The following is a 25,730-nucleotide window of genomic DNA, read 5'->3' as shown; positions in this document are numbered from 1 at the left end:
CCCGGGGAGTTGGCCCGGGCCCTAGGCGGAAGGCCAGCCGGTGTAGGCCTCAGCCAGGTAGGCCTTGCCGTGGCGGGACGACACTACCGAGTTGAGCTCGCCCAGCTGGCGCGCGCGGGAAAAGTCGTCGGCGTCCGCCGGCGTGTGGAGCATGGACGTCATCCAGTAGGAAAACTGCTGGGCCTTCCAGACGCGCTCCAAGGCGCGGTCGCTGTAGGCGTCCAGTAGCGCCGGGGAGCCGCTCCGGTAGTAGCTTTCCAGCCCTTCGAACAGGACCTTCACGTCGTGGATGGCCAGGTTCAGGCCCTTGGCTCCGGTGGGCGGCACGGTGTGGGCGGCGTCGCCGGCCAGGAAGAGCTTCCCGTGGCGCATGGGGGCGTGGACGAAGCTGCGGAACTTCAGCACCATCTTGTCGATGACCGGCCCTTCCTTGAGCTCGAAGCCGTTGCCGTTGACGCGGCTGCGGAAGGCGTCCCAGATGCGGTCCTCGCTCCAGTTGTTCACGTCCTCGTTGGGATCGCATTGGAAGTACATGCGCTGGACCGTCTCGGTCCGCTGGCTGATCAGGGCAAAACCGTTGTCCGAGTTGGCGTAGATCAGTTCGTCGGAGCTGCGGGGCGCTTCAGCCAGGATGCCGAACCAGGCGAAGGGGTATTCGTGGAAGTACCACTTGCGGTTCGCCTCGGGGATCTGGAAACGGCAGTGGCTGCGGGAACCGTCCGCGCCGGTGATGAAATCGGCCTGCAGTTCGTACTCCACGCCGTCGGCGTCCGTGAACCAGACCTTGGGCTTGCCTTCGATGTCGTGGATGGTGGTGTCCGTGACGCTGTAGCGGACGTCCCCGCCGTCGGCCTCGCGGCGTGCGGCGAGGTCCATGAACACGTCGGTCTGCGGGTACAGCCAGACGGACTCCCCCACCAGGTCCTTGAAGTCGATCCGGTGGCTTTCGCCGTTGAAGCGCAGCTCAATGCCGTCGTGCCGGTCGCCTTCCCGCAGCACCCGGTCCGAGACGCCGCTGTCCACCAGCATGTTCACCGTGCCGTGCTCCAGGATGCCGGCACGGACGGTTTCCTGGATGTCCTGGCGGCTGCGGATTTCGATCACGGTGGATTCGATGCCGGCCTTGGCCAGCAGGTGCGAGAGCATAAGCCCGGCCGGGCCGGCCCCCAGAATGGCCACCTGGGTGGTGATGACGGCGCGTGCTGCCATGGTGTTCCTCGCTTCGTTGCGGGGCCCCGGGGGTAGGGTCCGGGGGCCTGTTGGATCGTCTGGCTAACAGTGTGCGCCCCGGTACGTGATCCGCGTTACAGCGATTCCGTTGAATGGAATTAGCGGGTTTAGTCCCGCCCCTCGGCAGCGTTTTGGGATTCGCCCAGGCGTCGCCCGATCCCCCGGGCGGCGGTCTGCAACGCGGGCACCAGCGCCTGCAGGCGCACCTCCCGCAGCGGAACCACGACGCCGAGGGCGGCCACCGTCCGCTTCCTGCGGTCCATCACGGGGACGGCAATGCCCCAGGTGTCCGGGTCCACCACGCCGGCCAGCTGGGCATAGCCCTGGTGGGCTGCTTCCCCGAGCTGGACACGCAGTTCAGCAACCGTCAGGCGGCCGGCGGGATCCGTGAAACCGTCCAGGTATTCCGACTGGACGGCGTGCGGCTGGTTGGCCATCAGGACCAGCCCGGCGGAGGACACGTGCACCGGCATGCGTCCGGCAACCTGCGCCCGGTTGGCCACCGATCCGCGCCGGGACAGCCGCTCCACAAAGAGCGCCTCCCAGCCGTCCAGCACCGCAAGGTTCACATTCTGGTTCAGGACCTGTTGGATGTCCTCCATGAACGGCATGGCGGCCTGGCGGAGTTCCAGGGTGGGGGAATTGCGGTTGACCAGCTCCCACAGGCGAAGCCCCAGCTGCACCGAGCCGGCCGAGCCGACATCCAGCAGGCCATGCCCGGCCAACTGCCGGACCAGCCGGTGGGCAGTGGTGAGCGGCAGCCCGGCGCGGGCGGCGAGCTCCGACAGGGGCAGGACGTTGACGCCCTCCGGAAACGCGGCAATAACGCGGACCACGCGGTCCACCACTGAATCGCCGGAGCCCGAGTTGGCCACACTTCCCCTTCCATTGAATGGTTTGTAGTGTCCCACATAACACCGCCCGGTGGTACAAATCTCAGGGTAGGGGAATGTCCGGTCAGGGCGGGTGCCCGCTCCCGGCCTGGGCCTCGAGCTTGGCTGCGGGCCAAGCACGTCAGCCACCCGGGAGATCCCTGGGTGGCTGACGTTTGCTGTGCCGGGTCGCTCTTGCTTACTTAAGCCAGGAAGCCACGACTTCCTGGTGCGCGTCCACCCACTTCTTGGCTGCGGCTTCAGGAGTCATTCCGTTCTGAATGTCCGTGGCTACCGCATTTTGGTCCTCGTTGGTCCACTTGAAGCCCTTGGCCAGCTTGGCTGCAGGTGAGCCGCTTTCCGCGAACTTTGTGGAGATGATCTTGTTGAGCGTGTAGACCGGGTAATCGCAAGCCACCTTTTCGGGATCGGCGTCACAGCCCTTGGTCCAGGCCGGGAGCGAGACCTTCTTGAGGGGTACCTCGGACAGGAACCACTGCGGCTCGTAGAAATAGCCCAGCAGGGGTGTCTTATTCTGCTCCGCGGTCCGGAATGACTGGATCAGGGCCGCCTCCGAACCGGAGAACACCACCTTGTAGTCCAGGTTCAGGTTCTTCACCAGCGCCTCGTCGTTGGTGACGAACGCGGGGTCGCCGTCGAGGAGCTGCCCCTTTCCGCCCGACTCGGACGTGGTGAACATTGAAGCGTACTTGTTCAGGTTCTTCCCGTCGGTGATGTCCGGGTACTTCTCGGCCATCCATGGTGCTACATACCAGCCGATGTGGCCTTCGTTTCCGGTGGGCCCGGCGTCGACGGCTACCTTCTGGTCGGTGATGTATTGCTTGGCCAGATCGTCATGGCCCCAGTTTTCAATGATGATGTCCACCTCGCCGGAGCCGAAACCCTGCCAGGAGATCTGCTCGTTCAGGTCTTTCTGGACCACCGTGCAGCCAAGCTGGTTTTTCGCCACGTAGCTGTACACGGCTGCATTGGCCGTATAGCCCACCCAGGCGTTCATTGCGACGTTCACAGCTCCACAGGGCGCATCCGAGGAACCGCCTGCGGCGGCCACCTGGTTCACGGAAGCGCCACCGCAGCCTGACAGCAGCAGGGCAGCAGCAGCGGCACCTGCCACTGCCGGGAAAGTTCGTTTCAACAGCAGTCCAGCTTTGTTCATGCTTCAGTCTCCTTGTTGGGGGGGCGGGAGTGCGTCGGGTCCTTCCAGGGCCCGAGGCGCGGGGGGAGGTAGCGCTGCCTCTTGGTGCAGCGCGCCTCTTTGGAGGGTGGTTAGGTTGCGGGGGTCTTGGTTGAGCGGGTCTTGCCTGAGGGGATTTTCCGCAGCGGTGCCGCTGCGGCCGCCTGGGTCATCCTGTCCAGCAGGATGCCGAGGAAGACAATGGCAAGGCCCGCGGCGAGGCCCTTGCCGAAGAGGGAGCTTTGGACAAAGCCGGCGACGACGTCGTACCCAAGGCCACCGGCGCCCACCAATGCACCGACCACCACCATGGCCAGGACGTAGATCAGGCCCTGGTTGGCGGCGAGGGCCAGTGATTGCCTGGCCATCGGCAGCTGGACCTTGGTGATGACCTGCCAGGGGGTGGAGCCGCTGGAGATGGCAGCTTCGACGACTGTCGGTGAAATCGCTGTAATGCCATCCGCGGTGATCTTGATGGCCACGGGCGCGGCGTAGATGATGCCGGCAATGATCGCCGTGAAGCGGGTGGCGCCAAAGAGGCCAAGGAACGGAACCAGGTAGACAAAAGCCGGCATGGTCTGGCCTGCGTCCAGCATGGGTCGAAGAATCTGGTCCACCCGTTCGGACCGGCCCATTGCGACGCCGAAAATGATGCCCAGGATCATGACCACCACGGTGGCTACCAGCGTTCCGGCCAGGGTGACCATGGAGTCGCTCCAGAGGCCGAGGAAGATGATCACGCCCAGGCACGTCGTGGTGATCGTAGCGAGCTTCCAGCCGCCCAGCGCGTAGGCCGCAATGGCAATGCCGGCCACCACGGCGTAGAAAGGCGTGTCCGTGAGCAGGGACTGGAACGGGTTGAGGATTGCGGTGGTGACGGCTTCCCTGAAGGACACCGTGAAGAGGGACAGGTTGTTCTGCATCCACTGGCTGGCGGAGCTTACGGCTTGGACGATCATCGGCCCGATATTGAGGTCCTTCGGGAACGCCGCAGCCCATAGCATGCTGCGGGAGAACTGCACCATGGCCAGTGCCAGCACCAACGTGCCACCCAGGATGAGGTACCGCGTCCTGCGTGAAAACCGGCGGTTCCGGGCGGCGCCCGGTTCTGCGCGGCGGCTGGCGGCCGTGGTCACGCGGTCCAGCACGATCGCGAGCAGGACAATGGAGAGCCCGGCGTTGACAGCGGTGCCCACATCGAGGGATTGCAGCGCCCGGACCACCACCTGGCCAAGTCCTGGAGCTGCTATCAGGGCCGCGATGGTGACCATGGACAAGGCCGCCATGGTGCTTTGATTGATTCCCATGACAACGGTGCGGCGGGCCATGGGAAGCTGCAGGGTAAGCAGCCGTTGCAGGCCCGTTGTACCCAGCGAGTCGGAGGCTTCGCGCGTGTTCTCCGGGATGGCGCGGATGCCATGTGCCGTCAGGCGGATAACAGGCGGCGCCGCGTAGATCACCGTGGCGATAACGGCCGAAGCCGGGCCGATGAGGAAGACCAGGGCCAGCGGGGCCAGGTAAACGAATGTAGGCAGCGTCTGCATGAAGTCCAGTACCGGCGTGATCACCTTGGCAACCCGGCCGTAGACGCCGGCGAGGACACCGAGTGGAATTCCGACCAGGAGGGTCAGCAGCACGGCGGTGAGGACCAGGGCGAACGTGTACGTGGCCTCGACGAACAGGCCTTGGAGGCCAAAGAAGATAAAGACGGAAACTGTCAGCAGTGCTACCCGGGCGTTGCCGACCGCTAACGCTATCCAGCCCAGCAGTCCTACAGTTCCGAACCAGCCGATTTCGGGCAGGCGCAGGCCGGTGGAACTCGCGGCAAAGATAGTGATGAAGAGGTTGGCCACGCCGTCGACGGCTGCCCTGAGGGGCGTGAAGATGTACAGGAACACCGGATTGTCCGCGCGGTTGGCTGCCACCCACGCGTTGAGCTGGTTCAGGGACCGATGCAGGTCCGTCAGTTCGGAGGCCGGCAAGGTCAGGGTGGATGTTCCGTGCAGGGCCAGAAATCCCAGGATCCAGACGACGGCGGCCCCTGCCAGCAGCGTGGTGCGGCGGCTGGGCCGGCGGCGCGGTTCTCTAGTAGCCGGAGGGGCCGGCTGTACCCCGGTTCGATCGCGGACGAGGGTCGACATCAGGCTGCTGCTTCCGCTGGCTGCAGCACTGACAGGATGCTGTCGCGGTCGATCTGCCCGATGATTCTGCCTTCGGCGTCCTCAACGAGGACGGGGCAGGAGGCGTGCATGACCGATGCTATAGCGTCCCGGATAATCATCCGGGAGCTGAGGACAGGCGCATCCCCCGGCGTTCCGGCTGCCAAGGGGCGCGTGATCCATTTCAGGGTCAGGACATCAGCGCGGGGGACTTCGGACACGAAATCCTCAATGTACTTGTCTGCCGGGGATCCCACCAGGTCATCCCCTGTGCCGCACTGGACGGTCTCGCCGTTGCGCATGATGAGGATGCGGTCTCCAAGCTTGAGCGCCTCAGAGAGGTCATGGGTCACGAACACCATGGTTTTGCCCATTTCCTTGTGCAGACGGATAACTTCCGCCTGCATGTCGCGCCGGATGAGCGGATCCAGCGCGGAGAAGGGTTCATCGAAGAGGATGGTGTCCGGGTCGCCGGCCAGCGCCCGGCCAAGGCCCACGCGCTGCTGCATTCCTCCGGACAGCTGGTCCGGGTAGTGCTGTTCGTAGCCCTTGAGGCCAACCAGCTCGATAATTTCCCGGGCCTTGGCGTAGCGTTCGTTCTTGGCCGCCCCGCGGATCTGCAGCCCGTAGGAGACGTTGTCCAGCACGGTGCGGTGGGGGAGGAGGCCGAAGTGCTGGAACACCATGGACATCTTCCGCCGGCGCAGCTCCCGCAGCTCCGCAAGGCCCGCTTGCAGGACGTCTTTGCCGTCCACGAGTACCTGTCCAGAGGTGGGTTCGATCAGCCGGGTCAGGCAGCGGACCAGTGTTGATTTGCCGGATCCGGAAAGTCCCATGACCACGAAAACCTCGCCTTTGGCGACGTCGAAGCTCAGGTTCCGGACGGCCGCCACGCAGCCGGTGCGTTCCAGCAGTTCCGCTGAGCTGAGGGCTGAGAGTTCCGGATCGTTGGGGATGTTGCCGCCCCCGGGGCCGAAAACCTTCCATAGGTTGCGCACTGAGATATCGGGGCTGTTCATTGCTGTACTCCTGCCTGTCTAGGTTCGAACCAATGGCTGGCTTTAGGGTTGACGTTTTGCCAGATGTGTTTTGTCTCTCGGTACTCTGCAAGACCTTGGAGCCCCAGTTCGCGGCTGTTTCCGGACTTAGCGAAGCCGCCCCGCTCGGTCTGGAACGGGGAGGTGGTTATCGTTAATCCACACGGTGCCGTGCTGGAGAGCCGCGGCCACGCTGTGCACGCGATCCATCGTGCGTCCAGACGGCGCGGGCCAGTCTAGGCGGTGGTTGGCCAGCGTGATGGCTTCCTGGTCCGCGCGGAAGGACTCCACGGCCAGGGGCGGTCCGAACGACTCATCCTGGGCTGCCTCCATGGACGTGTGGCCACCGTCCAGGATGGCTGGGGGGTAGCTGCCCAGTGCCAAGGCGCCGCTGTCGGGAATGTTCCAGACGGATAGCGTCTCCGGGGGCAAGTGCGTTGAGTGGGCAGGCGAGGTGCATCTGTTTAGACCTTTTTCCAGTTGAGAGGCGCACCCGGGGGTTGTGCCATCATCAACGCGATTCCCAATACGCAACAGAGTGAGCTATGCCACTCTTGCATGTCAAGGGTTTCCAGAGATAAAGATCGCCGTCGACATCCTCGCGGAATCTGCGCACGCTGTCTCGCTTGCAGAGTGGTGTTGCGTGATAAGCAACCTGATGACTTGCGCGGAGGCGAAAAAGGGCCATGAAGACACTGGCAATAGTGGGAGGGCCGTGGGGGGAATTTCAGCCTTCCGTGCCGCCCTGTCCAAGAACTTCATGGCCGGAAAGATCACTGATGGCACGGACGTCCCTCCACCGCCGCGCCCCTCACAATCATCTGCCCTGGCACGGTTCCGCTCAGCCGGCCGTTCGGTGCTGAGGTGGCCTGCGACATCGCCGCGAAACATGGAATTAACGGGTTGGAGTTGGTTTGTTACGTCGGTCAGCCTTGTCCGTGGCCAGTATTGCGGCGCGGGTTCTCTCGTCGCGTTCCTGTTGCAACGCGCAGTTGAAACCGCGAGGCTTCTACGTTTTTGCGGCGGCAGCCGTCCTCGCGGTGGCGGCCCTCGTCCTGGTTCCGCAGGTGGTCACCGCAGCGGCGGGCAAGCGGACCGCCGTCGGGCCTTCATGACGCCCGCCGCGGGACCTCTCAGGCGGCCACGCGCTGCGCGCGGCTCCCGGCCCGCAACCGCCGCCAGACGGTGGGGGTGACCACGACGGCGATGCCGACGGCGGCACCGATGACCGTCTCGACGATCCTGTCCCGCAGCAGCACTTCGGGGACGGCGGGCGCCGCCAACAGCGTGGAACTCAGCGCCAGCGGCGTGACGAACACCTGGGCCAGCACGTATTGCCGCGCGATGAACATTTCGGCGCCGAACTGGCACACGGCAATCACTAGGACCGTCTGCCACGGGGCAGGATTCAGCAGGAGGACTCCCGCCAGCAGGATCAGGCCCAGGACGGTTCCGATGATTCTCTGGATGCCGCGGGCCACGCGGTGACGGGTGGTGCGGCCCACCAACGGAACGACGGCGGCCACCATGGCCCAGTAGTTGTGGCCGAAGCCCAGCCACTGGCCCACCACGGTGGCCAGCGTCCCGGCCAGTCCCGCGGCCACCAGGTAGCCCAGGGCTTCGAGCCGCGCTGCCCGCTTTTCATCGGGCGTCAGCCGGGCCGGTTCCGGCATGGCCCACGGCGTGCGCCGGCTCCGAACCACGCGGGAGGAGATTCCGATCAGCAGGCAGAACACCGTTGTCACGACCGAAGCGAGCATGCACTGCCACAACGGCGGCTGGTGCGGAATCGAGGCGATGGCCGCGAAGGCGAAGATATGGAACAACGAACCGGCAGGACGGTGCCGCCACCAGGCGATCACGAGCGAACACGCCCCGGCGACCACCGTGGTGGCCGCCACCTGCGTCCAGGTGGCCGCGGCGTCCGACAGGCCCAGCGACTGCCCCGCCCGGGCCGATAACGTGGCCAGCAGGATCACCAGCAGCATGAGGGACCCCGCCCGCACCTGGATGAAGAGCCGCTTGCGGTGCAGCTCCCCGCGCCCGTAGATTCCGGTGAAGGCTCCGAAGGAAGCAAAGATTGCCAGGTCCATCCGGTCAATCAGGACCAGGATGATCAGCGGAACGAAAACGCCCACGGCGCACCGGATCGCGACGTGATGGTCCTTGTTGCCGGGGGCAATCGTGAACATCTCGGCGAACAGCTTCACGTGCGTCACGCCTTTCCATACGGTGCCAGTCTGACGGCGGCAGCGTTGGCGTCCCTTCCAAATCCTACGCCCGCGGCCGGCCGGCACCGGCGGCAAAGGGGCATGCCGCCGGCCCAGCAGAACGCACTGCGGTCCTGCGGACTGGTATTGTCTATCGGTTAAATCGCAGACCGAAACGCAATACCGGAGGACCCCATGCTTAAAGGATTCAAGGATTTCATCCTTCGCGGCAACGTGATCGAACTGTCCATCGCCGTCGTCGTCGGCACCGCGTTTACGGCGCTGGTCAGCGCCTTCACCACCAATATCGTGAACCCGATCATCGCCGCGGCCGGCGGTGTCCAGACCGAAGGCCTCGGGTTCCCCATCTGGCCCGGCAATGACAAGACCTTCGTGAACATCGGCGGGGTCCTCACCGCCTTCGTGACATTCCTCATTACCGCGGCCGTGGTGTATTTCATCTTCGTGGCGCCCATGAACAAGATCAACTCGCTGGTGAAGAGCCGGCTGGCAACGGCGGAACCGGAGGAAGAGCCCATCCCCGCGGACACCGCTCTCCTGGCCGAGATCCGGGACCTGCTGGCCCAGCTCGCGGGCAGCGACAAGGAACTCACCACCGCCGGCGTCAGCGGTGCCACGTCCGGAACCACCCCCGGAGCCGGAACGGCCGCGAACGGGTCCGAGCGCTCACGCTGACGTCGGCGGATGCTGACGGCCCGGCGGGTCAGGCGCTGGCCGCGTCCGTCCGCCGGAAACCGCCGTTCCACTTGCCGCGCCGCACGGTCACCGGTATCCCGGCTGCCGCGAGCCTGACGGAGCGGCACACGCGCGACTGTTCGCCCGGAGTCAGCTGATGGTAGACCGGCAGGACCACTGTTCTGTCCGTCAACCGTTCGGTCACCGACAGGTCCGCCGTGCCATAATCCCGGCCCCGATACTCCGGCTGCCGGTGGGCCGCCAGGATCCCGGCGCCCGCCGAGATCCCGTCGCGCGCCAGCCGTTCCAACAGCTCGGTCCGAGGCAGGGCGAACGACGGCAGCACTTCCAGCCAGAAAGACTGGAAATTGCTGGTGCCGTAAGAGGGGTCCCTGACGGGGCGCAGCCCCTCAATCCGGGCGAGTGCCAGCTGGTAGCTGGCGACAATTTCCCTACGGTGGGCAACGGCTTCCTGCAGCCGGCCCAGCTGAACCAGGCCGATGGCAGCCTGCAGCTCGGTCATGCGGTTTGCGAATCCCGGCTCGCTCGCGGCGCCATCACGCAGCTCCCGCGCCCGGCTTGCAAAGGTGTCACTTTGGGTGGTCAGCATGCCGCCTTCCCCGGTGGTCAGGACCTCGCACGAGTCGAAGGACCACGCTGTCAGCTCTGCCCCGGCTCCCACCGGACGACCCAGATACGTGGATCCGACACCGCAGGCAGCATCCTCAATGACCGTGACGCCGAGCGGATCGCACAGGTCCCGGATCGGCTCCAGGTCGACCGGCAGGCCGCCCTGGTCCACAACGATCACAGCCCGGGTGGCCGGTGTCAGGGCAGCCTCGATTGTCCTGACGGACACATTGCCGGTGCCCGCCTCGACGTCGGCAAAGACGGTCCTGGCCCCCAGATGGCTGACGGCGCTGGCAGTCGCCACGGAGGAGAACGAGGGCAGGACAACGTCGTCCTGCAGTTCAACCCCGGCGACCCTCAGCGCCAGAAGGAGTGCCGCGGTGCCGCTCGACACGGCGACGGCGTAGGACGCCTGCTGCGCGGAGCCGAAGGCCGCCTCGAACTGCCCGACGCGTGGCCCTTGCACCATCCGGCCCGAAGCGAGCACCTGAACAACGGCATCCGCCTCCTCCGGTCCGAGCCACGGCCTCATGACGCCGATGTGACTGACCGTGTGGTCTTCGCTGATGGTCACTGGATCCTCCCGCTCCTCAAAACGGCATTAGTTATGCACCTTCCATTCAACCCGCCGTCCTTCTACCCCGTCACGAGAGTTTTGTACGCGCATTTTCCCCGCAGGACACCGGTGTTGAGGTGCGTAATACCCGCCTGGGAATCGTGATCCTGCCGGGGCGCCGCGGCCGTACTCGGATTGCTCGCCGCGGAACACTCCTGCATTACCTGCACGGGGCCGGGGCGGGCGTGGCGTGCGCGGATCAGGTCCGGTACTCCCTGTCCGGAACGGGGATCCGAGGGGGCCTGCCCAGGAGGTCCAGGTCGACGTCGGATGGCCCGTCATCCGCCCGTCTCCTTCGGCGGGTCTGCTCGGGCTGCGCCCCGGACGAATCCCCTGCCGGACTGCCTGCACGCCGGGCAGGCTTTTCCGTGGCGCGACGGCCCACACCTGCCATCTCAAGGGAGCGGGCGATGGAGACGGCGCCGAAAACCAGCACCATACCGCCAACGGCAACGATGATCAGGGTCCGAAGCCGGCTTGAGAACATCTCCTCAGCCTGGCCGGGACCGTCGACCGGAAGCGCGGAAAACAGATAGGTTTCGTCCGCGCCGTTAATCTTCTGCACATCGCGCAGCGTGGCGGTGAGCCGGTTTCCCAAAGCCACGGCGGTATCGACCGCCTGCTTGGGGGATGTGCCCGAAGCCGAGACTTTCAAAAGCATCCCGGAGCCGAAGGTGCTCGCCTGGGCCACAGTATATTCAGTGCCCAGACCGCGTTCCTGCAGGTCCTCCACCGTCTCCTCGGCCCCCAGTTTGGTTATAAGGACTTGGGACAGGAGGGTGTTGTCCGGGCTCCGGAGGTACGGATTGTCGCCGTTGATCTTGGCCAGTTGCGGGCTGTTTTCCAGCTCCACGGCAGTGGGCACCTTGGGTGTGATCAGGGCGTAGGTCATGTTGGCCTGATACGTCCGTTGCGCAAAAAACATGACATAGACGCAGGCTGCGATGGTCAGCACAACTACAGGCATCGCCACCCACTTGTGCCGCCAGAGTGTCTTGAGAACTGAAATCGGATCCATGGTTTCTTCCTACCCCCAAGGGACCTTGCCAGGCACAGCTCCGGAAGGAGCGGCCCGGACAGGGTCCGGTTGATTCTTGACCATCAGCCAGGTGGCTCCTGACAGACCTATGAAAAACGGACAGAGCAAAGCAAATACGGGAAACGACATCGAATCGAAGGTCCCGGACGCCACGGTGGCGATCAGCAGGGCGGAGGCCGCGGACGCCGCCAGCAGCTTCAGCTCGTTGTCCTGCGCGTGCCTGGCCGCAGCCAGTGCCGCCAGTGCCGGAACAGCCAGATAGGCGATCAGGGCTATAAGCCCGGTGACGCCCATGGTCACGGCCACCAGAAGGTATTCGTTGTCGAAAATGTCCAGGGACTGCGTTGGCATCCATGTCCCGGGCCCCGTTCCGAACCAGGGCCGGTCCGCGACCAGACGCAGTGCCAGCGGGTAATCTTCCGTGCGGTACGTGATGGAGGAATCGGCGCTGCCGGCGGTAGCGGTGCTGAACAGCGTCGATATCAGCCCGGGAACACCGATGAACAGTCCCGCCGCGCCCACCGGGACGATCACGGCCGCCCATTGCTTGGCGAGCTTGGGCAGGAACGGAATGGTAATGACACCCACGACAACGAGCCCGATCAGCCCTGTGCGGGACACTGTCATCGTGTTTGCCAGCACGAACAGGCCCACCACCAACCATTGAAGCCGTTTATGGCCGGAGCGGTCGTAGAGGGCCCTCCAGACGGCCAGCGGGAGCAGCATCGCCGTAACGACGCCGAGTTCGATGGGGTGCAGCGTGGTGCCGGCGACCCGCAACAGGGCTCCCCGCGCCTGAAAAGCGTCGAAGTCGCCGTTTTGGACGAAACCAACCATGAAGAGCTTGAACCATTCCACCGGATTAGTGTGGGTGGTGAACTGGACCACCGCGATGATGCAGCATGCTGTACCGCCAGCCAGGACGGGCCGTACGACGGCCATGGCGTCCTTGAGGTTGCGGACCGTCTCAGTGGTCACAAAGGCGATGCCTGCCGCGGCGACCATCAGGAGCATCCAGCGGTCCGCGGCGGCACGCCCGTCGATGGTGCTGGCCCCGCTGAGACCCGCAAAAAGGTGGGCGTAGCTGAGGCAGGACGCAAGCATCAGCAGCAGGACGGCGGCGCGTCCCGGATGCCGGAAACCCACCGGATCGTGGAGTCCCATGGCTGATGAGATCGCCCACAGCCCGAAGAGTCCCAATGCCAGCGTCTGCGGCAGGCTGCCGCTGGCCCCCGCCGGTGCCAGCACCATATAGGGCGGAAAGAACATGATCGAGAACATGGTTGCCTTCAGCAGCCATGGTGGCCCGCGGTGTGCTGGGCCGTCTGGTAGAGCCGCGCCGGCGTGTTTCATCAGCCCGCTGTTCCTTCCCCGGCCGGTCCGCGGCTGCTGCTGTCCCGTTCCCAGCCCGGGCGCGGTACGCCCGAACCCTTGCGGCCCGCAATGGCGAAGCCCGCGTAGGTCATCGCGTCCACTGCCGAGAGGGGGCCGCGGATTGAACGGATCAACTCAGAAACGGTCCTCGCCGTGCTGCTGTGCTGTCCCTCCATCCTGTTCACTTGGGCGTTGGCGCGGCAGACACGGCGCAGCACCGCCAGGTGGTCCTTCAGGGTCCGCGGCGGACGCACCACCACTGGCTCCACGTCAAGGACGGCCTTTTCTGCCGGCCCAAAAAGCCTGTCCACGTAGAGATCGTCTGCCAGCACCTCCGGGAATTCCTCCAGGCGAAGATGTCCCTCCTTGGACAGCGCGAAGGCTCCGGCCGAGTAGAGGCTCGTTGCGGTGGAAGGCAGCCTCAGCCGAGCCCGGTAGTGCGCGCGGATGAGCGGATGCGCGCCGTGCAGGTCATAGCGGGCAGCCGGACGCCCGGCCAGCAGCCCGCCGGGGGCCAGGGCAAGGAACAGCTCCCGCAAGGCTCCCGCTGTGATTTCGATGTCGGCATCCATGTAGAGCCGGGGCCATTCGGACGCAGCGGAGTCCCCGGCGTTCATGGCGGACGGCTTGGAGGCTGCACTGGATTCCAGCACGGTGACCCCGTCGAACCGCCGAGCAATTTCCGCCGTGTTGTCCGTGCAGCCGTTGCAGACCACGATCACTTCCACTTGCCGGGCAGCAGCCAGCGGGGCCAGCGGGGCGAGTGCCCGGGCGATCACGTTGGCCTCGTTGTGGGCCGGAATGATCACCGACCCGGCCGGAAAGAAGGCGGGTTCGGGGTCCCTCGTAGCACCGGGCAGCGTGGACCAGCTGTCCTCGTTGAGTACCGCTTGCAGCACGCCCCGCCGCTCCGCCTTCCAGCAGCGCAGGGTCTCTGAGAGCACTACCGCGCCCTGGAAGACCGCTGCATACGCGGCCGAGTGGTATTTGCGGATGTAGCGCACCCGATTGACGGCAAGCAGGGCATTCAGCCGGGCCGAACTTCCGGAACCGGCGCCCGCATGGGTCATGGTGGCCGCCGGCTCGTACCAGACGGTTTCACCGGCTGACCTCAGGCTGCGGAAAAAATCCGTTTCCTCCCAATACAGGAAATAGGACTCGTCCCAGGCCAGCGAGTCGGCCAGGCTGCGGCGGATCATCAGCGCCGCACCCGTGGCCCACTGCACCGTGTGCGGGTGCGCGTAGCTTTCCGGGTTGAAATCCGTGCCGGCCAGCCAGCCCGGCCGGTTGGCGGCCCGACGCCCCAGCAACGCGTCACCCAAGGCATTCGCGATGCCCGGTTCGCGGTACAGGGAGTGGCTTGTCGCGCCGCTTTCACTCAGGAGCCGGGGCACCACTGCACCGGCACGCGAAGCATTCAGCCGGTGCAGCAGAGTCTTCAGGCTGCCGCGCCCCACCGTGACGTCGGGGTTAAGCACCACAACCGTGGCGGCGTCCCCCGCCCGGCGCATTGCCGCATTGATGCCGCCGGAGTATCCCAGGTTTCCTCCCGTTGGAAACGCAATGACATCGGGGTGGGCGCCGCGCACCAGCGCGAGTGTGCCGTCGGTGGAGGAGTTGTCCGCCACCAGGACCCGCAGGGTGAGGTCCGCGGTCTCGTCCCGGAGACTCTCCAGCAGCAAACCGACGCCGTGCGCACTGTTATAGGTAACGACGATGACGACGGCGTCCGCCGCCCCGTCGGGACCGGTGAAGCGCCCGGGGGTCCGGAGGGCGGGGGCCGCGGACGGGACGGCTGCCAGCCGGGTGGGCGGCACCGTGCACGACGCCGTCCGCAGTTTCAGGTACGCCGGGGGGCCGTCAATCAGGTAGCGGCTGGCGAGCCGTTTGGGTTCCATGGCCAGCCGGTAGCCCCATTCCAGCCCGTGCTCGCTGGCCCACTGGGGCGCGCGCTGCACCCTCCCGGCCAGGAAATCCACTGCGGCGCCGAAGGCGAGCAGCACAGCGGCGCCGGTCAGGGCGGCGTAGTGGTCGATCCAGAGTTCCTGCCGCGGCTTGCCAAGTCCCACGTAGAGGATCTGGGTGCCCGCGGCTGCAATGCCTGCCGCGATCCGCTCCGAGTCGCGGGCAGACGCCAGTTCTTCCCGGTCCGGGGACCACATTCCGGCGACCTGGAGGCGCGGATGCTCCACGGCAATTTTCCGGGCCAGAAGCTGCTGGTTCTCCGGTGATCCGCCGAGAAAACCCACGCGGAGCCCTAACTGTTCTGCGCGGTCCAGCAGGGGCGAGGCGAGGTCGCTGCCCGCCAGCCGTGGCCAGCGATGCCCGGTGAGCCGTTGGGATTGCGAGACCAGCGGCGCACCATCCAGCAGATAGAGCCAGTCAACCGTGCTGGCAGGGTCGGCGTGCAGGGTGCCTTCCCATCGGCCGCCGGCCCCGAAGTGGTGCAGGTGGTCCAGGTTGACGGAGGCCACACCGAGGGGCGGGAGCCCCGCTTTTTCCGCCCGCGCGAGGATCAGGTCCAGGGCCGGCCCCGAGTCCATCAGATCAACCGGTGTGCCGCCCAGGATTACTTTGCTGGTGTCCTGATTTTCCACGCCGCCTCCTCAGTAGCTTTCCGTCGGAACCAGGTTCCCGTTGGCTTCGCGATAGCGCCGCCCGGTTACGGGGCAGAGCCAGCTGCCGCCGTCGTCCTGCTTAAGCGGATGGCCGGCCTCACCCACCCAGCCCATTTGCCGCGCCGGCACACCCGCCACCACGGCATAGGCCGGGACATCCCGGGTCACGACGGCGCCGGCCGCCACCGTGGCCCATTCGCCAATGGCGACCGGGGCGATGCACACCGCCCGCGCACCGACTGAGGCGCCCCTGCCGACAGTTACACCCACGGACACCCAGTCTTCGGAACCTTTGAGTGTCCCGTCAGGGGTGATGGCCCGCGGGTGCAGGTCGTTGGTGAGCACCGCCGCGGGGCCAATGAAGACGCCGTCGGACAGCCGGGCCGGTTCGTAGACCAGAGCGTAGTTTTGGACTTTGCAATTGTTGCCCAGCAGGACGGCCGGCCCCACATAGGCTCCGCGCCCGATGTTGCAGTTGCTGCCCAAAATGGCATCTTCCCGGATCTGCGCCAAGTGCCAGATCCGCGATCCTTCGCCGATGCTGGCGGATGCTGCCACGTCGGCCGTTGCCGCGATGGTGATCATGTCGTTCCTCCCAGGAATGGTCTTGCCGGAGACCGGCGTTGTTGGTGGTTTCACGTTCCGGCCACGCACCCAACGGACCGCTAGCGCGCCGAGCAGTGCGCCCAGGGTGTTGGTGGCGACGTCCCTCAGGCCGCCCTGGCGCTGGTCGAGGACCAGGAACTGGACTGTTTCAATCGCCCCGGAACCCAGCAGGCCCGCCAGTGCGGCCAGCCACCACCGGCGTGCCGGCAGCAGGCAGGCAGCCAGCACGCCCAGCGGCACGAAGAGCACCACGTTGGCGGCCGCCTCCACATGTCCGGAGCGGATTCCCGCCGTCAGGGGCTGTTCCTGCAGGAACAGCAGGAAGCCGCGAAGAATCCCCGCGACGGGACGTTCCACGGGCGTGGGCCAGAAGCCCACCAACGCCAGGAGTGCGAGGTATGAGGCGAACAGCACGACGGCCGCCGTTCGCGGCGTGGTGCCCTTCATCGCCTGGCCTCCGTCCCGAGACCGGCCAGCACCTGCAGTGCGGCTTGGGCGCCGGCATTCGCCGCGCCGTCAAGGAGGGCTTGAAACTCGAGGGCCCGTGCCGCCCAGGTGTGTCCGGAGGCGAATTCCTTCCGGCGCAGTTCCCTATCCCCGTCATTCCGTTGTGCCAGGGCAGCCTTCACTGCGAGTGCGAACTCCTGCGGCGCCGTCTGCACGGAGATCAGGTTCGTGTTGAGCCAGCGCGCCGAGGGCATGTCCGTGGACACGACGGCCAGCCCCGCCGCCAGGTACTCAAGCGTTTTCAGCGGAAAGCTCGCACGGTTGAAAGGCGAGTCGGTGTACGGTGTGATGCCCGCCCCGAAGGTGCACAGCTGGGCTGGCAGTTCCTCAGCAGCAAGTTCTCCCATCCAGCGGACGTTTTCGGCCCTGAGGAGGGCGTCCAGCCTGAGGCCGAAGGACGGGCTGCGGTCCGAGCGCGGTCCGATGACCACCAGCTTGACCCCGGAGGCCTGGACAGCTTCCAGAACATCAAGATCCAGCCTCTCGTTCAGGGTGCCCACCAGGCAGGCCGCAGGTTCGCGCGGCACCGGAGGCATCGAACCGGCAGGCTCAGGGCAGCCGTTGGGAATGACGGCGCAGGCCGGTTGCCCGGCCGGAACCGCTGCTCCTGGAACGGCAGCCGGGTTGAACCCGGCGAGCCGGGCCAGCAGCTCCCCGGAAACCGCCGCGACGCCGTCAGCCTGTGCCAGGTTGGATGCGAGGACGCTCCTGACGGCCGACCGCGATATCCCCATCAGGCGCGATCCCTCGAGCCAGTCGTCCGTCACGTAGAGGATCTTTGCTCCGGCGACCCCGCGGGGGAAACGGGCCAGCGGCATGGCGGAGACTACGGCCGCCGGTTTCCAGCCCGCACGGGCCACCGCGGACCGGATCGCTCGATGCTGCCACAAGGCCGTGATCCGGCGAATGAGCGGACGAGTCACCCCCGGCGGCGCCATCACCCTCAGCCGCAGGAGGGAATCGTCGAGCTGTTCCAGCCCGGACCGAAGGCTTCCCCGACGCGGCAGCCGGACAGGTACAGGCGGATCCACCCACATGACGGGCCGCGTCGCAGCGAGTTCCTGTACCAGACGCTTGTCAGTGCCTGCCACAGCATCCCAGTTGGTCCCGGCCATCCACACGATGGGACCGCGGGGACTCATGAGGCACCTCCTGCGGGCACTGCCCGCAGCGGCTGCCCGGCGGCGACGGGACGGGCGTTGAAGTCATCTGCCGTTGCCCGCCCGGTCAGGCGCGCCTGCAGCCGGCGGCACTTGTAGCGGAGGAAATGGCCGGCGGCCTCGAGTTCGCGGGCGTACGCCATGCGGCTGGCGGACGCGGTTTCCAGGGCAGCGCCGTAAATGTCCAGCTGGGCCTCCGCGGCATGTGCCAGCGAGTAGCGGTGCACCACGACGCGCCGGCCGAAGTCCCCGAGATCGGCGCGGAGCCGCTCGGCAGGCAGGATCTCGTACAGTACTTGGCGGAGCGCGGAAGCGCCGCCGGCCTGCCCGCTGCCCACGCCGTACCATCCCTGCCATAGAAAGGTATCAAGCGAGGAAGGCGTCAGGAGCTCCCAGAAGCCTGCCTCGCCCTGGACCACCAGCGGCTTGCCGAAGGCCAGCGCCCGCAGCGCGGATCCGCCCATGCCGAGGCAAACGTCGGCCACATCGTAGGCCGCCCGGGGGTCGGCAAGTTCGCCGGTAAGGACAACCGTCTGCCGGCCGGTCCTGATGTTGACCTGCGCCGCACGCGCGGCAACTTCCGTACGCGCCGGGCCGTCACCGGCAATGAGCAGGCAAACCCGCATCGTGGCCGGGAGGGAAGCCACCGCGTCCATGGCGCTGAGGATGCCCTCCAGCTTGAGCTCCCTGGCCAGGCGGGACACGATGGCTACAACGTACGCGCCCTCCGGGACGCCCCACGTCATCCTGAGGTCTCCCTGGGCGAGGTCAAGGCCGGGGCGGTTCGCGTCCACGTCGACAGGTGGCTCCAGCACCGTAACGGCTGAGCGGCCGAAGCCGGCCTCCACCTCCGCGATCTGGTGGGTGCCGACCGTCAGGGGGACGTGCTTGGGGATGAACGGGGCGACGGCCATGGACATCACAGTGGACACTGCCGCCGCACGGGGCATCCGCCGTGCGGCCAGATAGCATTCCAGCGAGGGCGGCCACTCATAGCCGTGCAGGATGTCTATCCGCCGGCGTTCGACCAGCCCGGCCAGCGCCCGGCTAACCGCCACCGACGGCCGCCTGCCCGGTTCCGGCGCGGCCACGAATTCCAGCCCCAGCCGCCGGATACTGTCCACGAGCGGCCCGGGCCGCCCGAACACGATGGTCTCGTGGCCCAGCCTGGCTACGGCTCCGGCGAGCTCGATCGCGTTGATCTGGCTGCCGCCGATGCCGAGGTCGTGGGGGTAGACAAGGATTCTCATGGGACCAGCTCTCCTACTTCCGAGCGGGCCTCGCGGCCCACATCCTTCAGCAGCTTCACGTCATCCCGGCGCCAGTACAGCAACGCCGCGGCCGTGGACGCAGCAAGCAGTGCGCCCGCAGGAAGTTCCAGCCAGGGCGCGGGCAGCCAGCTGACCAGGCCAAGCGACAAGGCACCGACGGCAAGGGAAGCCAGTGCGGGGACCCACACCACGGACGAGACGGCCCGCACGGAGATGCCTGCGTTGGCGAGCTGCCATAAACACAGCGGCAGCAGGATGCAGCCGCAGACCAGGGCCTGCGCAAAAGCCAGTCCCTGCAGGCCGCCCAGGGCTGCACCGGCAGCGAGTGCGGGCACCAGCACCGCCAGGCTGCCGGCCTGGATGGCGAACACCGTGCCGGACCTGCCCAGGACCACCATGAAGTCATAGGCCAGGTCCGAGAAGATCCGGCTGACAGCGCCCACCACCAGCCAGGAGAGCGCGGCAGCCGCCGGCAGCCATTCCTTGCCGTAGACAAGATCCACCAGCGGCACTGCGCTTCCGGCCAGGAACATCACGGGCGGCAGCGTCGCCGCGGCGAGGACCGCCACCACCGAGACCAGCGCCGAGTTCATGGCTGCCTTGTCCTGCTGGAGTGCCGAAAACGCGGCCGGCGCCACCCTGCGGAGGGGCTGGGCGAGGATGCTGACGGGCCAGTTGGAAAGGTTGAACGCGAGGACGTAGAAGGCAAGTGCCGCCGGTCCCAGCAGGGCTCCGGCCGTCAGCTGGTCCGCGTAGCCGACCGCGAAGAAAATGATGCTCGTGCCCGCCAGCGGCAGGCCGAACCGAAGCAGGGGTCCGAGCTGGTTGCGGTCCAGGCCGAAACGATACGGCACGGGCGACGCCGCCAGGAACATGGCGGCTGACACGAGGCTTCCGGCGACCCTGCCCACCGCCAGCGCCATGGCGCCCATTCCCGCGAGCGCCAGGACAATGGACAGCACGGCTCCCGTCCAGACGTTGACCTGGTCGATCCCCAGCCGGGTCTTCTCCTTGAAGTCGCGCTGGAGCAGGGCCGCCGGAGATGCCACCACACCGTTGATGAAGACGCTGAGGATGAGGACCCGAACCACGTCCGTGGCCTCGGGGTCGCCCATTGCGGCCGCGAACGCGGGAGCAGCAAGGACGGCACCGGCGCAGAACAGGCCGCTGCCCGCCACCGAGATGCTGTTGACGGTGGGCACTATTTTCGCCGGGTCGCCGGGCCACCGGACGATCGCCAGCGAAACGCCAAGCTCGTTGAAGCTGAGCACGGCCATCAGGGCCACCAGCGCCACCGCATAGGTTCCGAAGGAGTCCGGGCCCAACATCCTCGCCAGGACGATGCCAATCCCGAGCGTGCCCACCTTCGACACCACCGTGTTCAGGAGGCTCCACGCGAAGGCGTTCGAGGCGCCGGGGGCGCTGTTTCCTTGTGTCATGGCCGTTCCATGGCCGCGAGCAGTTGGCCGATGACGTACTCCTGCTGCCGGGCGGTGATATGCGGGTAGATCGGCAGGGAGAGCATGGTTGCGGCGGCTTCTTCGGCCACCGGGAAGGATCCGCGGCAGAATCCGAGGTGCCGGTAGGCGCGGCTGAGGTGCATCGGAACGGGGTAGTGGATACCGGCGCCGATCCCGGCACCGTTGAGGGCGGCGAGCACACGGTCCCGCTCCAGGATCCGGATGACGTAGAGGTGCCAGACGTCGACGTTGCCTTCGGCCGTGCGTGGCAGCACAATGCCGGGGACGTCCCGGAGCATCTCCGAATAGCGGGCGGCGGCCTCCCGCCGTCGTTCGTTCCAGGCCGCCAGGCGGCGCAGTTTGGAGTTCAGCACCACTGCCTGGATGGTGTCCAGGCGGGAGTTCATGCCAATCGCGTCGTGCTCGTACTTGACGGAGCTGCCGTGGGCGCCCAGAAGGCGGACACGGGCGGCTATCCCGTCGTCGTTCGTCAGGACCGCTCCGGCGTCGCCGGCTGCACCGAGGTTCTTGCCCGGATAGAAACTGGTTCCGGCCACGCTGCCCAGCGTGCCGGCGAAGCGCCCGTGCCGGGATGCGCCCTGGGCCTGCGCGGCATCCTCGACGATGACGGCGCCGCAGCCGTAGGCAGCGGCCTTGAGCTTCTCAACGAACGCAGTCTGCCCGAAAAGGTGCACTGCCACGATCGCCTGTGTCGCCTCAGTCACTGCCTCACTGACCCGCTGGGGATCGATGAGCAGGTAGTCGGGGTCCACGTCGACAGGCACCGGGACCGCCCCGATCCGGCTCACGGCCTCGGCCGTGGCGATGAACGTGTTGGCCGGCAGGATGACCTCCCCGCCGGGCACGACCCCGGCTGCGCGGAGTCCCAGCTCCAGCGCGTCGGTTCCGTTGGCGACGCCGACGCAGTGCCGGGCGCCCACGAAACGGGCGTAGGCGTGCTCGAATTCGGCAACCTCGGGGCCGCCGATGAAGGAGGTCCGCGCGAAGACCTCCCGGATGCCGCTCTCCACTTCTTCGGCGATTTCCTGCTGTTGCGCGCCGAGGTCAACGAGGGGTACGGACAAGGGGAAAGTGGGTGAAAGAGTCATCGTCCGCCTCCTGAAACTGCGGCCGTTTGCATGGCACGCTTGATGGCCCGCGCCGGAACGCCGGCCCAGGTCTCGCCGGCCGGAACATCGGCCAGCACTACGGCCCCCATCCCTACGGTGGCGCCGGCGCCGATGACGGTCCGTTCGCGCACGCTGGAGTTCATGCCCAGGTAGGCCGCCTGCCCCACGCGGACGCCGCCGCCCAGCGAAACGCCGGCCGCAAACGTGGCAAAGTCCTCCACCGCGTCGTCGTGCGTAAGGGTCACCCCGGGCATCACCACCACATGGTTGCCAATGGTCACGCCGGCTGTCAGCGTGACGTGGCCCAGCAGGATGTTGCCGCGGCCGATCAGGCATCCCTCCGGGAGCCGCACCGAGGCATCAACCACGGTGGCGTAGCGCCGGTCCGGGAACCCGAGCGCGGCAAGCCTGGCCACTATTCCGGCCCGCCCGCTGCCTGCGCCGACACAGACCACCACCTTGGCGTCCGGATAGTTGAGCGCGTGGCTGACCGGTCCCAGGACGTGCGAGCCGTCCACCGTGGTGCCCGCCCTGCCCGGATCGTCGTCGAGGATCCCGACGACGTCGAACTGGCCGCTGTCGCGCACTGCGGCGAGGACTTCGCGGGCGAGCCCGCTGGCAGCGATGAGAATGAGGTCAGCCACGGTTTCCCTCCCCGCTTGCCAGTCGGATGGACCGCAGCACCCGGGACTGCTCGCCGGCGGTCAGCTGGTGGTACACGGGCAGGATGAGCGTGTTGTCGGTCAGCCGCTCGGTGACGGACAGGTCGGCGGGCCCGGTATCCCTGCCGGCGTACGCCGGCTGCCTGTGCGCGGCCATGATCCCGCGGCGGGCAGAGATGCCGTCGCGTGCCAGCCGCTCCAGGAGCTCTTCACGGCCGAGGGGGAACGACGGCAGGACCTCAACCCAGAATGACTGGAAGTTGCTGGTGCCATAGTCGGGATCGCGGACAAACCGCAGCCCCCCAACCCGGTTCAGGGCCGACTGGTAGCTGGCCACGATGTACCGGCGACGGGCCACGGCCTCGCCCAGCCGCCCCAGCTGGACCAGCCCCACTGCCGCCTGCATGTCCGTCATCCGGAAGTTGAACCCGGCTTCGAGGTATTCCTCCGCCGGGGCCAGGAGGGCGGCATGGCGGTCGTTGGCCGAAACGCTCATGGCGTGTTCGCGCAGCCTCCGCGCCCGGCCGGCCCACTCCGGGTTCAGCGTGGTCAGCATGCCGCCCTCGCCGGTGGTCAGGATCTTGCGCGGGTGGAAGGACCACGCAGCCAAGTCCGCACCGGCCCCCACGGGCCGCCCTCGGTACGTGGAGCCCGCCCCGCACGCGGAATCCTCGATCACCGTAATGCCCAAGGGGTCGCACAGTGCCCGGATGGGGTCCAAATCCACCGGCATTCCGCCTTGGTCCACTGCGATCACAGCCTTGGTGGCCGGGGTCAGTGCGGCGGCGACTGTCTGAGCCGAGACGTTGCCGGTTTCGGCTTCAACGTCGCAAAAAACCGTCCGTGCCCCGACGTAGCCTGCGGCGTTGGCCGTGGCGATGAAGGAGAAGGACGGTACCACCACGTCGTCGCCCGGGCCGATGCCCGCCACCTTCAGCGCCAGGTGCAGTGCCGTGGTGCAGTTGGAAACCGCGACGGCGTACATCGCCTTTTGGGCGGCGGCGAAGGCTTCCTCGAACTGCGCCACCCGGGGGCCCTGCGCCACCCAGCCGGACGCGATCACCTCGGCGACGGCCTCCGCCTCTTCGACCCCTAGCCACGGTTTCATGACATTGATGCGGCTCAGCGCCCGATCCTGGCTAATGGTCACCGCACGCCTCCGACCCGGGTGGCCGCGATTTCGCTTCGCAGCGGACGCCACCAGTCCACGAGTTCCCGAAGGCCGTCCTCGAGTCCGGTTTCCGCCGCGAAGCCAAGGTCCAGCCGGGCGGCCGAGACGTCCGCGAGGCGGCGGACAACGCCGTTGATGGCGCGGTCCGGACCGTGCTCCACCTGCAGGCCGGAATCCATGGCCCGCAACAGGGCCTCGGCAAGCTCCAGGAGGCTGGTTTCTTCACCGCTGGCCACGTTATAGACGCCTTCGCGGACACCGCTGCCGGCGGCCAGGATATTGGCGCGGGCAACGTCCCGGGTGTGGATGAAATCCATGGTCTGACGTCCGTCACCGAAAATCAGCGGCGGCAGGCCGTCCGCGATGCGCTCCATCCAGCGCACCAGCACCTCCGTGTAAAGCCCGTGGACGTCCATCCGTGGTCCGTAGACGTTGAAGTAGCGCAGCAGGACGTAGTCCAGTCCGGTCATGGCCCGGAAGCTGCGGGCCATGCCCTCGTTGAAGGACTTCGCCGCGCCATAGAACGTGTCGTTGTTGTGGTGGTGGTGGCGTTCCGTGGTGGGGAAATCCTCCGCCATGCCGTACACCGAGGCGCTGGATGCCGCCACCAGCTTGCCCACGCCGTGGTCGGCTGCGGCCTCGAACACGTTGAACGTGCCGTCCACCAGCACTTCCAGGGCCAGCCGCGGCTCCTCGGCGCACTGCGTGATCCTGATGGCCGCCTGATGGAAGACGATGTCCTTGCCGCGGGTGAGGTCGTGGACCAGGTCCCGGTCGCGGAGATCGCCTTCGACAAGCTCCACCCTGCCGGTGGCAACGGCATCGTCGAGATTGGCGCGGCGGCCACGGACCAGGTTGTCCAGGACTGCCACCTGCTCGACGCCGGCGGTGATCAGGTGGTCAACGATCGTGGATCCGATGGTTCCGGCGCCGCCGGTGACCAGGACCCGTGCGCCCTGGAGCATGCTCATCGCCGTCCCTCCATCTGGGCTTCGTTGCCCGTGACGGCGACCGACTGTCCGCCGCTGCTGAGGCTGCGGCTGACCGCCTCCAGCACGGACAGCACCCTCAGCCCGGATGCGCCGCTGGTCCGTGCAGGCCGGAGATGCCAGATGCTGCTGGCAAATTCCGCCACCATCTGGCCAAGGGCCTCGTGTTCGGGCAGTGCCGGCGACCAGGTATCACCCAGCCGGTACGAAATGGCGAATGCCTTCTTCTCCGCCGGTGACCGGTATTTCCGGTCCAGGCTGACGCCCCGGTCGTAGACACTGAGCCGCTGCTGTGGGTTCAGGTCGTCCCAGACCAGGGTCCGCTGGGAGCCGCCCACCACCATCTGGCGGATCTTGGTGGGACTGAGCCAGTTCACGTGCACGTGCGCCATGGCGTCGTTGGGCAGCGCAAAGGTCAGGTGCCCCACGCAGTCGCGTCCGGTGCCCAGGGGATCAGCGCCGTGGGCGGCCACTTCCACCGGCCGGAGGCCGCCGGGCAGGATGAAGTCGATGATGGACAGGTCGTGCGGTGCGAGGTCCCAGAACACGTCCACGTCCGGCTGGACGAGCCCCAGGTTGATCCGCACCGAGTCGATGAACAGGATCTCGCCCAGGGACCCGTCCGCGATGAGTTCCCGGATTTTCAGGACCGCGGGCGTGTAGCAGTACGTATGATCCGCCATCAGGACCAGGCCCCGGCTTTCGGCCTCTTCGACCATCTCCACGCCTTTGGCCCTGCTGTCGGCCAGGGGCTTTTCCACCAGCACGTGTTTGCCTGCCCGCAAGGCCGTCAGGGCGATCCCGTGGTGGGTGTGGGCCGGCGTGGCGATGGCCACCGCGTCGACCTCGACGGTGTCCAGCAGTTCGTCGACGGATTCGCAGACCGGAACACCCCCGTTCGCTGCGGCGAGCTTGAGGGCGCGGTCCCGGTCCATGTCCACGACCGCGGACAGTGTCCAGTCGGGGCTGGCCTTGAAGTTGCGGGCAAGGTTGGGCCCCCAGTAGCCGGCGCCGATGACGGCGGCCCGTAAAGGCGCGGCGGAAGCCAATAAGTCAAGATCCCTGCGGTAGGACTCTTGTGACGCGTCCATGTCTGTC

The 25,730-nt window shown here is 66.8% G+C and carries 22 protein-coding genes and 1 pseudogene; 2 read left to right on the top strand and 21 right to left on the bottom strand.

Annotated elements, in window-relative coordinates; genetic code table 11:
• Window positions 1-21: 21 nt before the first annotated feature.
• From AC1DRE_RS10780 to AC1DRE_RS10755, 6 genes are all read right to left on the bottom strand, one after another.
• Entirely contained in the window at window positions 22-1,209 is a 1,188-nt protein-coding gene (locus tag AC1DRE_RS10780; RefSeq protein ID WP_476984630.1) for a 4-hydroxybenzoate 3-monooxygenase, read from the bottom strand.
• A gap of 128 nt (window positions 1,210-1,337) precedes the next feature.
• Entirely contained in the window at window positions 1,338-2,105 is a 768-nt protein-coding gene (locus AC1DRE_RS10775; protein WP_476984629.1) for an IclR family transcriptional regulator, read from the bottom strand.
• Between the two features lie 196 nt (window positions 2,106-2,301).
• The gene (locus AC1DRE_RS10770; RefSeq protein ID WP_476984628.1) at window positions 2,302-3,279 is read right to left on the bottom strand and encodes an ABC transporter substrate-binding protein; all 978 of its coding nucleotides are present in this window, start codon (window positions 3,277-3,279) and stop codon (window positions 2,302-2,304) included.
• Window positions 3,280-3,389: 110 nt separating this feature from the next.
• Window positions 3,390-5,438 carry an ABC transporter permease gene (locus tag AC1DRE_RS10765; protein ID WP_476984627.1) on the bottom strand — a complete coding sequence of 683 codons (2,049 nt, stop codon included), beginning with the start codon at window positions 5,436-5,438 and terminating at the stop codon, window positions 3,390-3,392.
• Window positions 5,438-6,475 carry a quaternary amine ABC transporter ATP-binding protein gene (locus AC1DRE_RS10760; protein WP_476984626.1) on the bottom strand — a complete coding sequence of 346 codons (1,038 nt, stop codon included), beginning with the start codon at window positions 6,473-6,475 and terminating at the stop codon, window positions 5,438-5,440. The genes AC1DRE_RS10765 and AC1DRE_RS10760 overlap by 1 nt, the downstream gene beginning before the upstream one ends.
• Window positions 6,476-6,601: 126 nt before the next feature.
• Window positions 6,602-6,826: an aldehyde dehydrogenase family protein gene (locus AC1DRE_RS10755; protein WP_476984625.1), complete on the bottom strand. Its 225-nt coding sequence runs from the start codon at window positions 6,824-6,826 to the stop codon at window positions 6,602-6,604.
• Between the two features lie 659 nt (window positions 6,827-7,485).
• Here AC1DRE_RS10755 and AC1DRE_RS10750 point away from each other — a divergent pair.
• Window positions 7,486-7,608 carry a hypothetical protein gene (locus AC1DRE_RS10750; protein WP_476984624.1) on the top strand — a complete coding sequence of 41 codons (123 nt, stop codon included), beginning with the start codon at window positions 7,486-7,488 and terminating at the stop codon, window positions 7,606-7,608.
• An 18-nt stretch (window positions 7,609-7,626) separates the two neighbouring features.
• Here the strand turns inward: AC1DRE_RS10750 and AC1DRE_RS10745 are convergent, their stop codons facing one another.
• A complete protein-coding gene (locus AC1DRE_RS10745) occupies window positions 7,627-8,703 on the bottom strand; it encodes an FUSC family protein (protein ID WP_476984738.1) in 1,077 nt (358 codons plus the stop codon).
• Between the two features lie 195 nt (window positions 8,704-8,898).
• On the opposite strand from AC1DRE_RS10745, the gene mscL reads away from it, so the two are divergent.
• The gene (gene mscL / locus AC1DRE_RS10740) at window positions 8,899-9,399 is read left to right on the top strand and encodes a large conductance mechanosensitive channel protein MscL (RefSeq protein ID WP_476984623.1); all 501 of its coding nucleotides are present in this window, start codon (window positions 8,899-8,901) and stop codon (window positions 9,397-9,399) included.
• A 28-nt stretch (window positions 9,400-9,427) separates the two neighbouring features.
• On the opposite strand, the gene AC1DRE_RS10735 is transcribed toward mscL, so the two are convergent.
• From AC1DRE_RS10735 to AC1DRE_RS10670, 14 genes and pseudogenes are all read right to left on the bottom strand, one after another.
• Window positions 9,428-10,603, bottom strand: a complete 1,176-nt coding sequence (locus AC1DRE_RS10735; protein WP_476984622.1) for a DegT/DnrJ/EryC1/StrS family aminotransferase — start codon at window positions 10,601-10,603, stop codon at window positions 9,428-9,430.
• 241 nt (window positions 10,604-10,844) lie between these two features.
• Window positions 10,845-11,663: a Wzz/FepE/Etk N-terminal domain-containing protein gene (locus tag AC1DRE_RS10730; protein WP_476984621.1), complete on the bottom strand. Its 819-nt coding sequence runs from the start codon at window positions 11,661-11,663 to the stop codon at window positions 10,845-10,847.
• Window positions 11,664-11,672: 9 nt separating this feature from the next.
• Window positions 11,673-13,037 (bottom strand): O-antigen ligase family protein, encoded by a 1,365-nt coding sequence (locus AC1DRE_RS10725; protein WP_476984620.1) that lies wholly within the window; start codon window positions 13,035-13,037, stop codon window positions 11,673-11,675.
• The gene (locus AC1DRE_RS10720; RefSeq protein ID WP_476984619.1) at window positions 13,037-15,655 is read right to left on the bottom strand and encodes a WecB/TagA/CpsF family glycosyltransferase; all 2,619 of its coding nucleotides are present in this window, start codon (window positions 15,653-15,655) and stop codon (window positions 13,037-13,039) included. The genes AC1DRE_RS10725 and AC1DRE_RS10720 overlap by 1 nt, the downstream gene beginning before the upstream one ends.
• Window positions 15,656-15,664: 9 nt before the next feature.
• Window positions 15,665-16,261 (bottom strand): acyltransferase, encoded by a 597-nt coding sequence (locus AC1DRE_RS10715; protein WP_476984737.1) that lies wholly within the window; start codon window positions 16,259-16,261, stop codon window positions 15,665-15,667.
• Between the two features lie 78 nt (window positions 16,262-16,339).
• Window positions 16,340-16,729 (bottom strand): annotated as a pseudogene (locus AC1DRE_RS10710) (VanZ family protein); the annotation flags it as partial.
• On the bottom strand, window positions 16,726-17,931 hold the full coding sequence (locus AC1DRE_RS10705; protein WP_476984618.1) for a glycosyltransferase: 1,206 nt from the start codon (window positions 17,929-17,931) through the stop codon (window positions 16,726-16,728). The pseudogene AC1DRE_RS10710 and the gene AC1DRE_RS10705, both read right to left, overlap by 4 nt.
• Entirely contained in the window at window positions 17,928-19,199 is a 1,272-nt protein-coding gene (locus AC1DRE_RS10700; RefSeq protein WP_476984617.1) for a glycosyltransferase, read from the bottom strand. Before AC1DRE_RS10700 ends, AC1DRE_RS10705 begins: the two co-directional genes overlap by 4 nt.
• Window positions 19,196-20,659: an oligosaccharide flippase family protein gene (locus tag AC1DRE_RS10695; protein ID WP_476984616.1), complete on the bottom strand. Its 1,464-nt coding sequence runs from the start codon at window positions 20,657-20,659 to the stop codon at window positions 19,196-19,198. The genes AC1DRE_RS10700 and AC1DRE_RS10695 overlap by 4 nt, the downstream gene beginning before the upstream one ends.
• The gene (locus AC1DRE_RS10690) at window positions 20,656-21,789 is read right to left on the bottom strand and encodes a DegT/DnrJ/EryC1/StrS family aminotransferase (RefSeq protein WP_476984615.1); all 1,134 of its coding nucleotides are present in this window, start codon (window positions 21,787-21,789) and stop codon (window positions 20,656-20,658) included. Before AC1DRE_RS10690 ends, AC1DRE_RS10695 begins: the two co-directional genes overlap by 4 nt.
• Complete coding sequence (locus AC1DRE_RS10685) at window positions 21,786-22,454, bottom strand: NeuD/PglB/VioB family sugar acetyltransferase (RefSeq protein ID WP_476984614.1); 669 nt, start codon at window positions 22,452-22,454, stop codon at window positions 21,786-21,788. Before AC1DRE_RS10685 ends, AC1DRE_RS10690 begins: the two co-directional genes overlap by 4 nt.
• Window positions 22,447-23,622 carry a DegT/DnrJ/EryC1/StrS family aminotransferase gene (locus tag AC1DRE_RS10680; RefSeq protein ID WP_476984613.1) on the bottom strand — a complete coding sequence of 392 codons (1,176 nt, stop codon included), beginning with the start codon at window positions 23,620-23,622 and terminating at the stop codon, window positions 22,447-22,449. The genes AC1DRE_RS10685 and AC1DRE_RS10680 overlap by 8 nt, the downstream gene beginning before the upstream one ends.
• Complete coding sequence (locus tag AC1DRE_RS10675) at window positions 23,619-24,614, bottom strand: NAD-dependent epimerase/dehydratase family protein (RefSeq protein WP_476984612.1); 996 nt, start codon at window positions 24,612-24,614, stop codon at window positions 23,619-23,621. The genes AC1DRE_RS10680 and AC1DRE_RS10675 overlap by 4 nt, the downstream gene beginning before the upstream one ends.
• The gene (locus tag AC1DRE_RS10670; protein ID WP_476984611.1) at window positions 24,611-25,723 is read right to left on the bottom strand and encodes a Gfo/Idh/MocA family protein; all 1,113 of its coding nucleotides are present in this window, start codon (window positions 25,721-25,723) and stop codon (window positions 24,611-24,613) included. Before AC1DRE_RS10670 ends, AC1DRE_RS10675 begins: the two co-directional genes overlap by 4 nt.
• Window positions 25,724-25,730: the final 7 nt, after the last annotated feature.

The sequence above is a fragment of the Arthrobacter sp. P4_H3 genome (assembly GCF_056400885.1).
The sequence above is the reverse complement of the archived record's forward strand: the minus strand, read 5'-3'. Positions and strand labels throughout refer to the sequence as shown.

Coding starts and splice junctions, on each gene's coding strand:
- AC1DRE_RS10715 (WP_476984737.1), bottom strand. CDS start 16,261: ATGATCACCATCGCGGCAACGGCCGACGTGGCAGCATCCGCCAGCATC.
- AC1DRE_RS10780 (WP_476984630.1), bottom strand. CDS start 1,209: ATGGCAGCACGCGCCGTCATCACCACCCAGGTGGCCATTCTGGGGGCC.
- AC1DRE_RS10695 (WP_476984616.1), bottom strand. CDS start 20,659: ATGACACAAGGAAACAGCGCCCCCGGCGCCTCGAACGCCTTCGCGTGG.
- AC1DRE_RS10760 (WP_476984626.1), bottom strand. CDS start 6,475: ATGAACAGCCCCGATATCTCAGTGCGCAACCTATGGAAGGTTTTCGGC.
- AC1DRE_RS10755 (WP_476984625.1), bottom strand. CDS start 6,826: ATGGAGGCAGCCCAGGATGAGTCGTTCGGACCGCCCCTGGCCGTGGAG.
- AC1DRE_RS10730 (WP_476984621.1), bottom strand. CDS start 11,663: ATGGATCCGATTTCAGTTCTCAAGACACTCTGGCGGCACAAGTGGGTG.
- mscL (WP_476984623.1), top strand. CDS start 8,899: ATGCTTAAAGGATTCAAGGATTTCATCCTTCGCGGCAACGTGATCGAA.
- AC1DRE_RS10700 (WP_476984617.1), bottom strand. CDS start 19,199: ATGAGAATCCTTGTCTACCCCCACGACCTCGGCATCGGCGGCAGCCAG.
- AC1DRE_RS10675 (WP_476984612.1), bottom strand. CDS start 24,614: ATGAGCATGCTCCAGGGCGCACGGGTCCTGGTCACCGGCGGCGCCGGA.
- AC1DRE_RS10725 (WP_476984620.1), bottom strand. CDS start 13,037: ATGAAACACGCCGGCGCGGCTCTACCAGACGGCCCAGCACACCGCGGG.
- AC1DRE_RS10690 (WP_476984615.1), bottom strand. CDS start 21,789: ATGACTCTTTCACCCACTTTCCCCTTGTCCGTACCCCTCGTTGACCTC.
- AC1DRE_RS10770 (WP_476984628.1), bottom strand. CDS start 3,279: ATGAACAAAGCTGGACTGCTGTTGAAACGAACTTTCCCGGCAGTGGCA.
- AC1DRE_RS10765 (WP_476984627.1), bottom strand. CDS start 5,438: ATGTCGACCCTCGTCCGCGATCGAACCGGGGTACAGCCGGCCCCTCCG.
- AC1DRE_RS10705 (WP_476984618.1), bottom strand. CDS start 17,931: ATGAGTCCCCGCGGTCCCATCGTGTGGATGGCCGGGACCAACTGGGAT.
- AC1DRE_RS10670 (WP_476984611.1), bottom strand. CDS start 25,723: ATGGACGCGTCACAAGAGTCCTACCGCAGGGATCTTGACTTATTGGCT.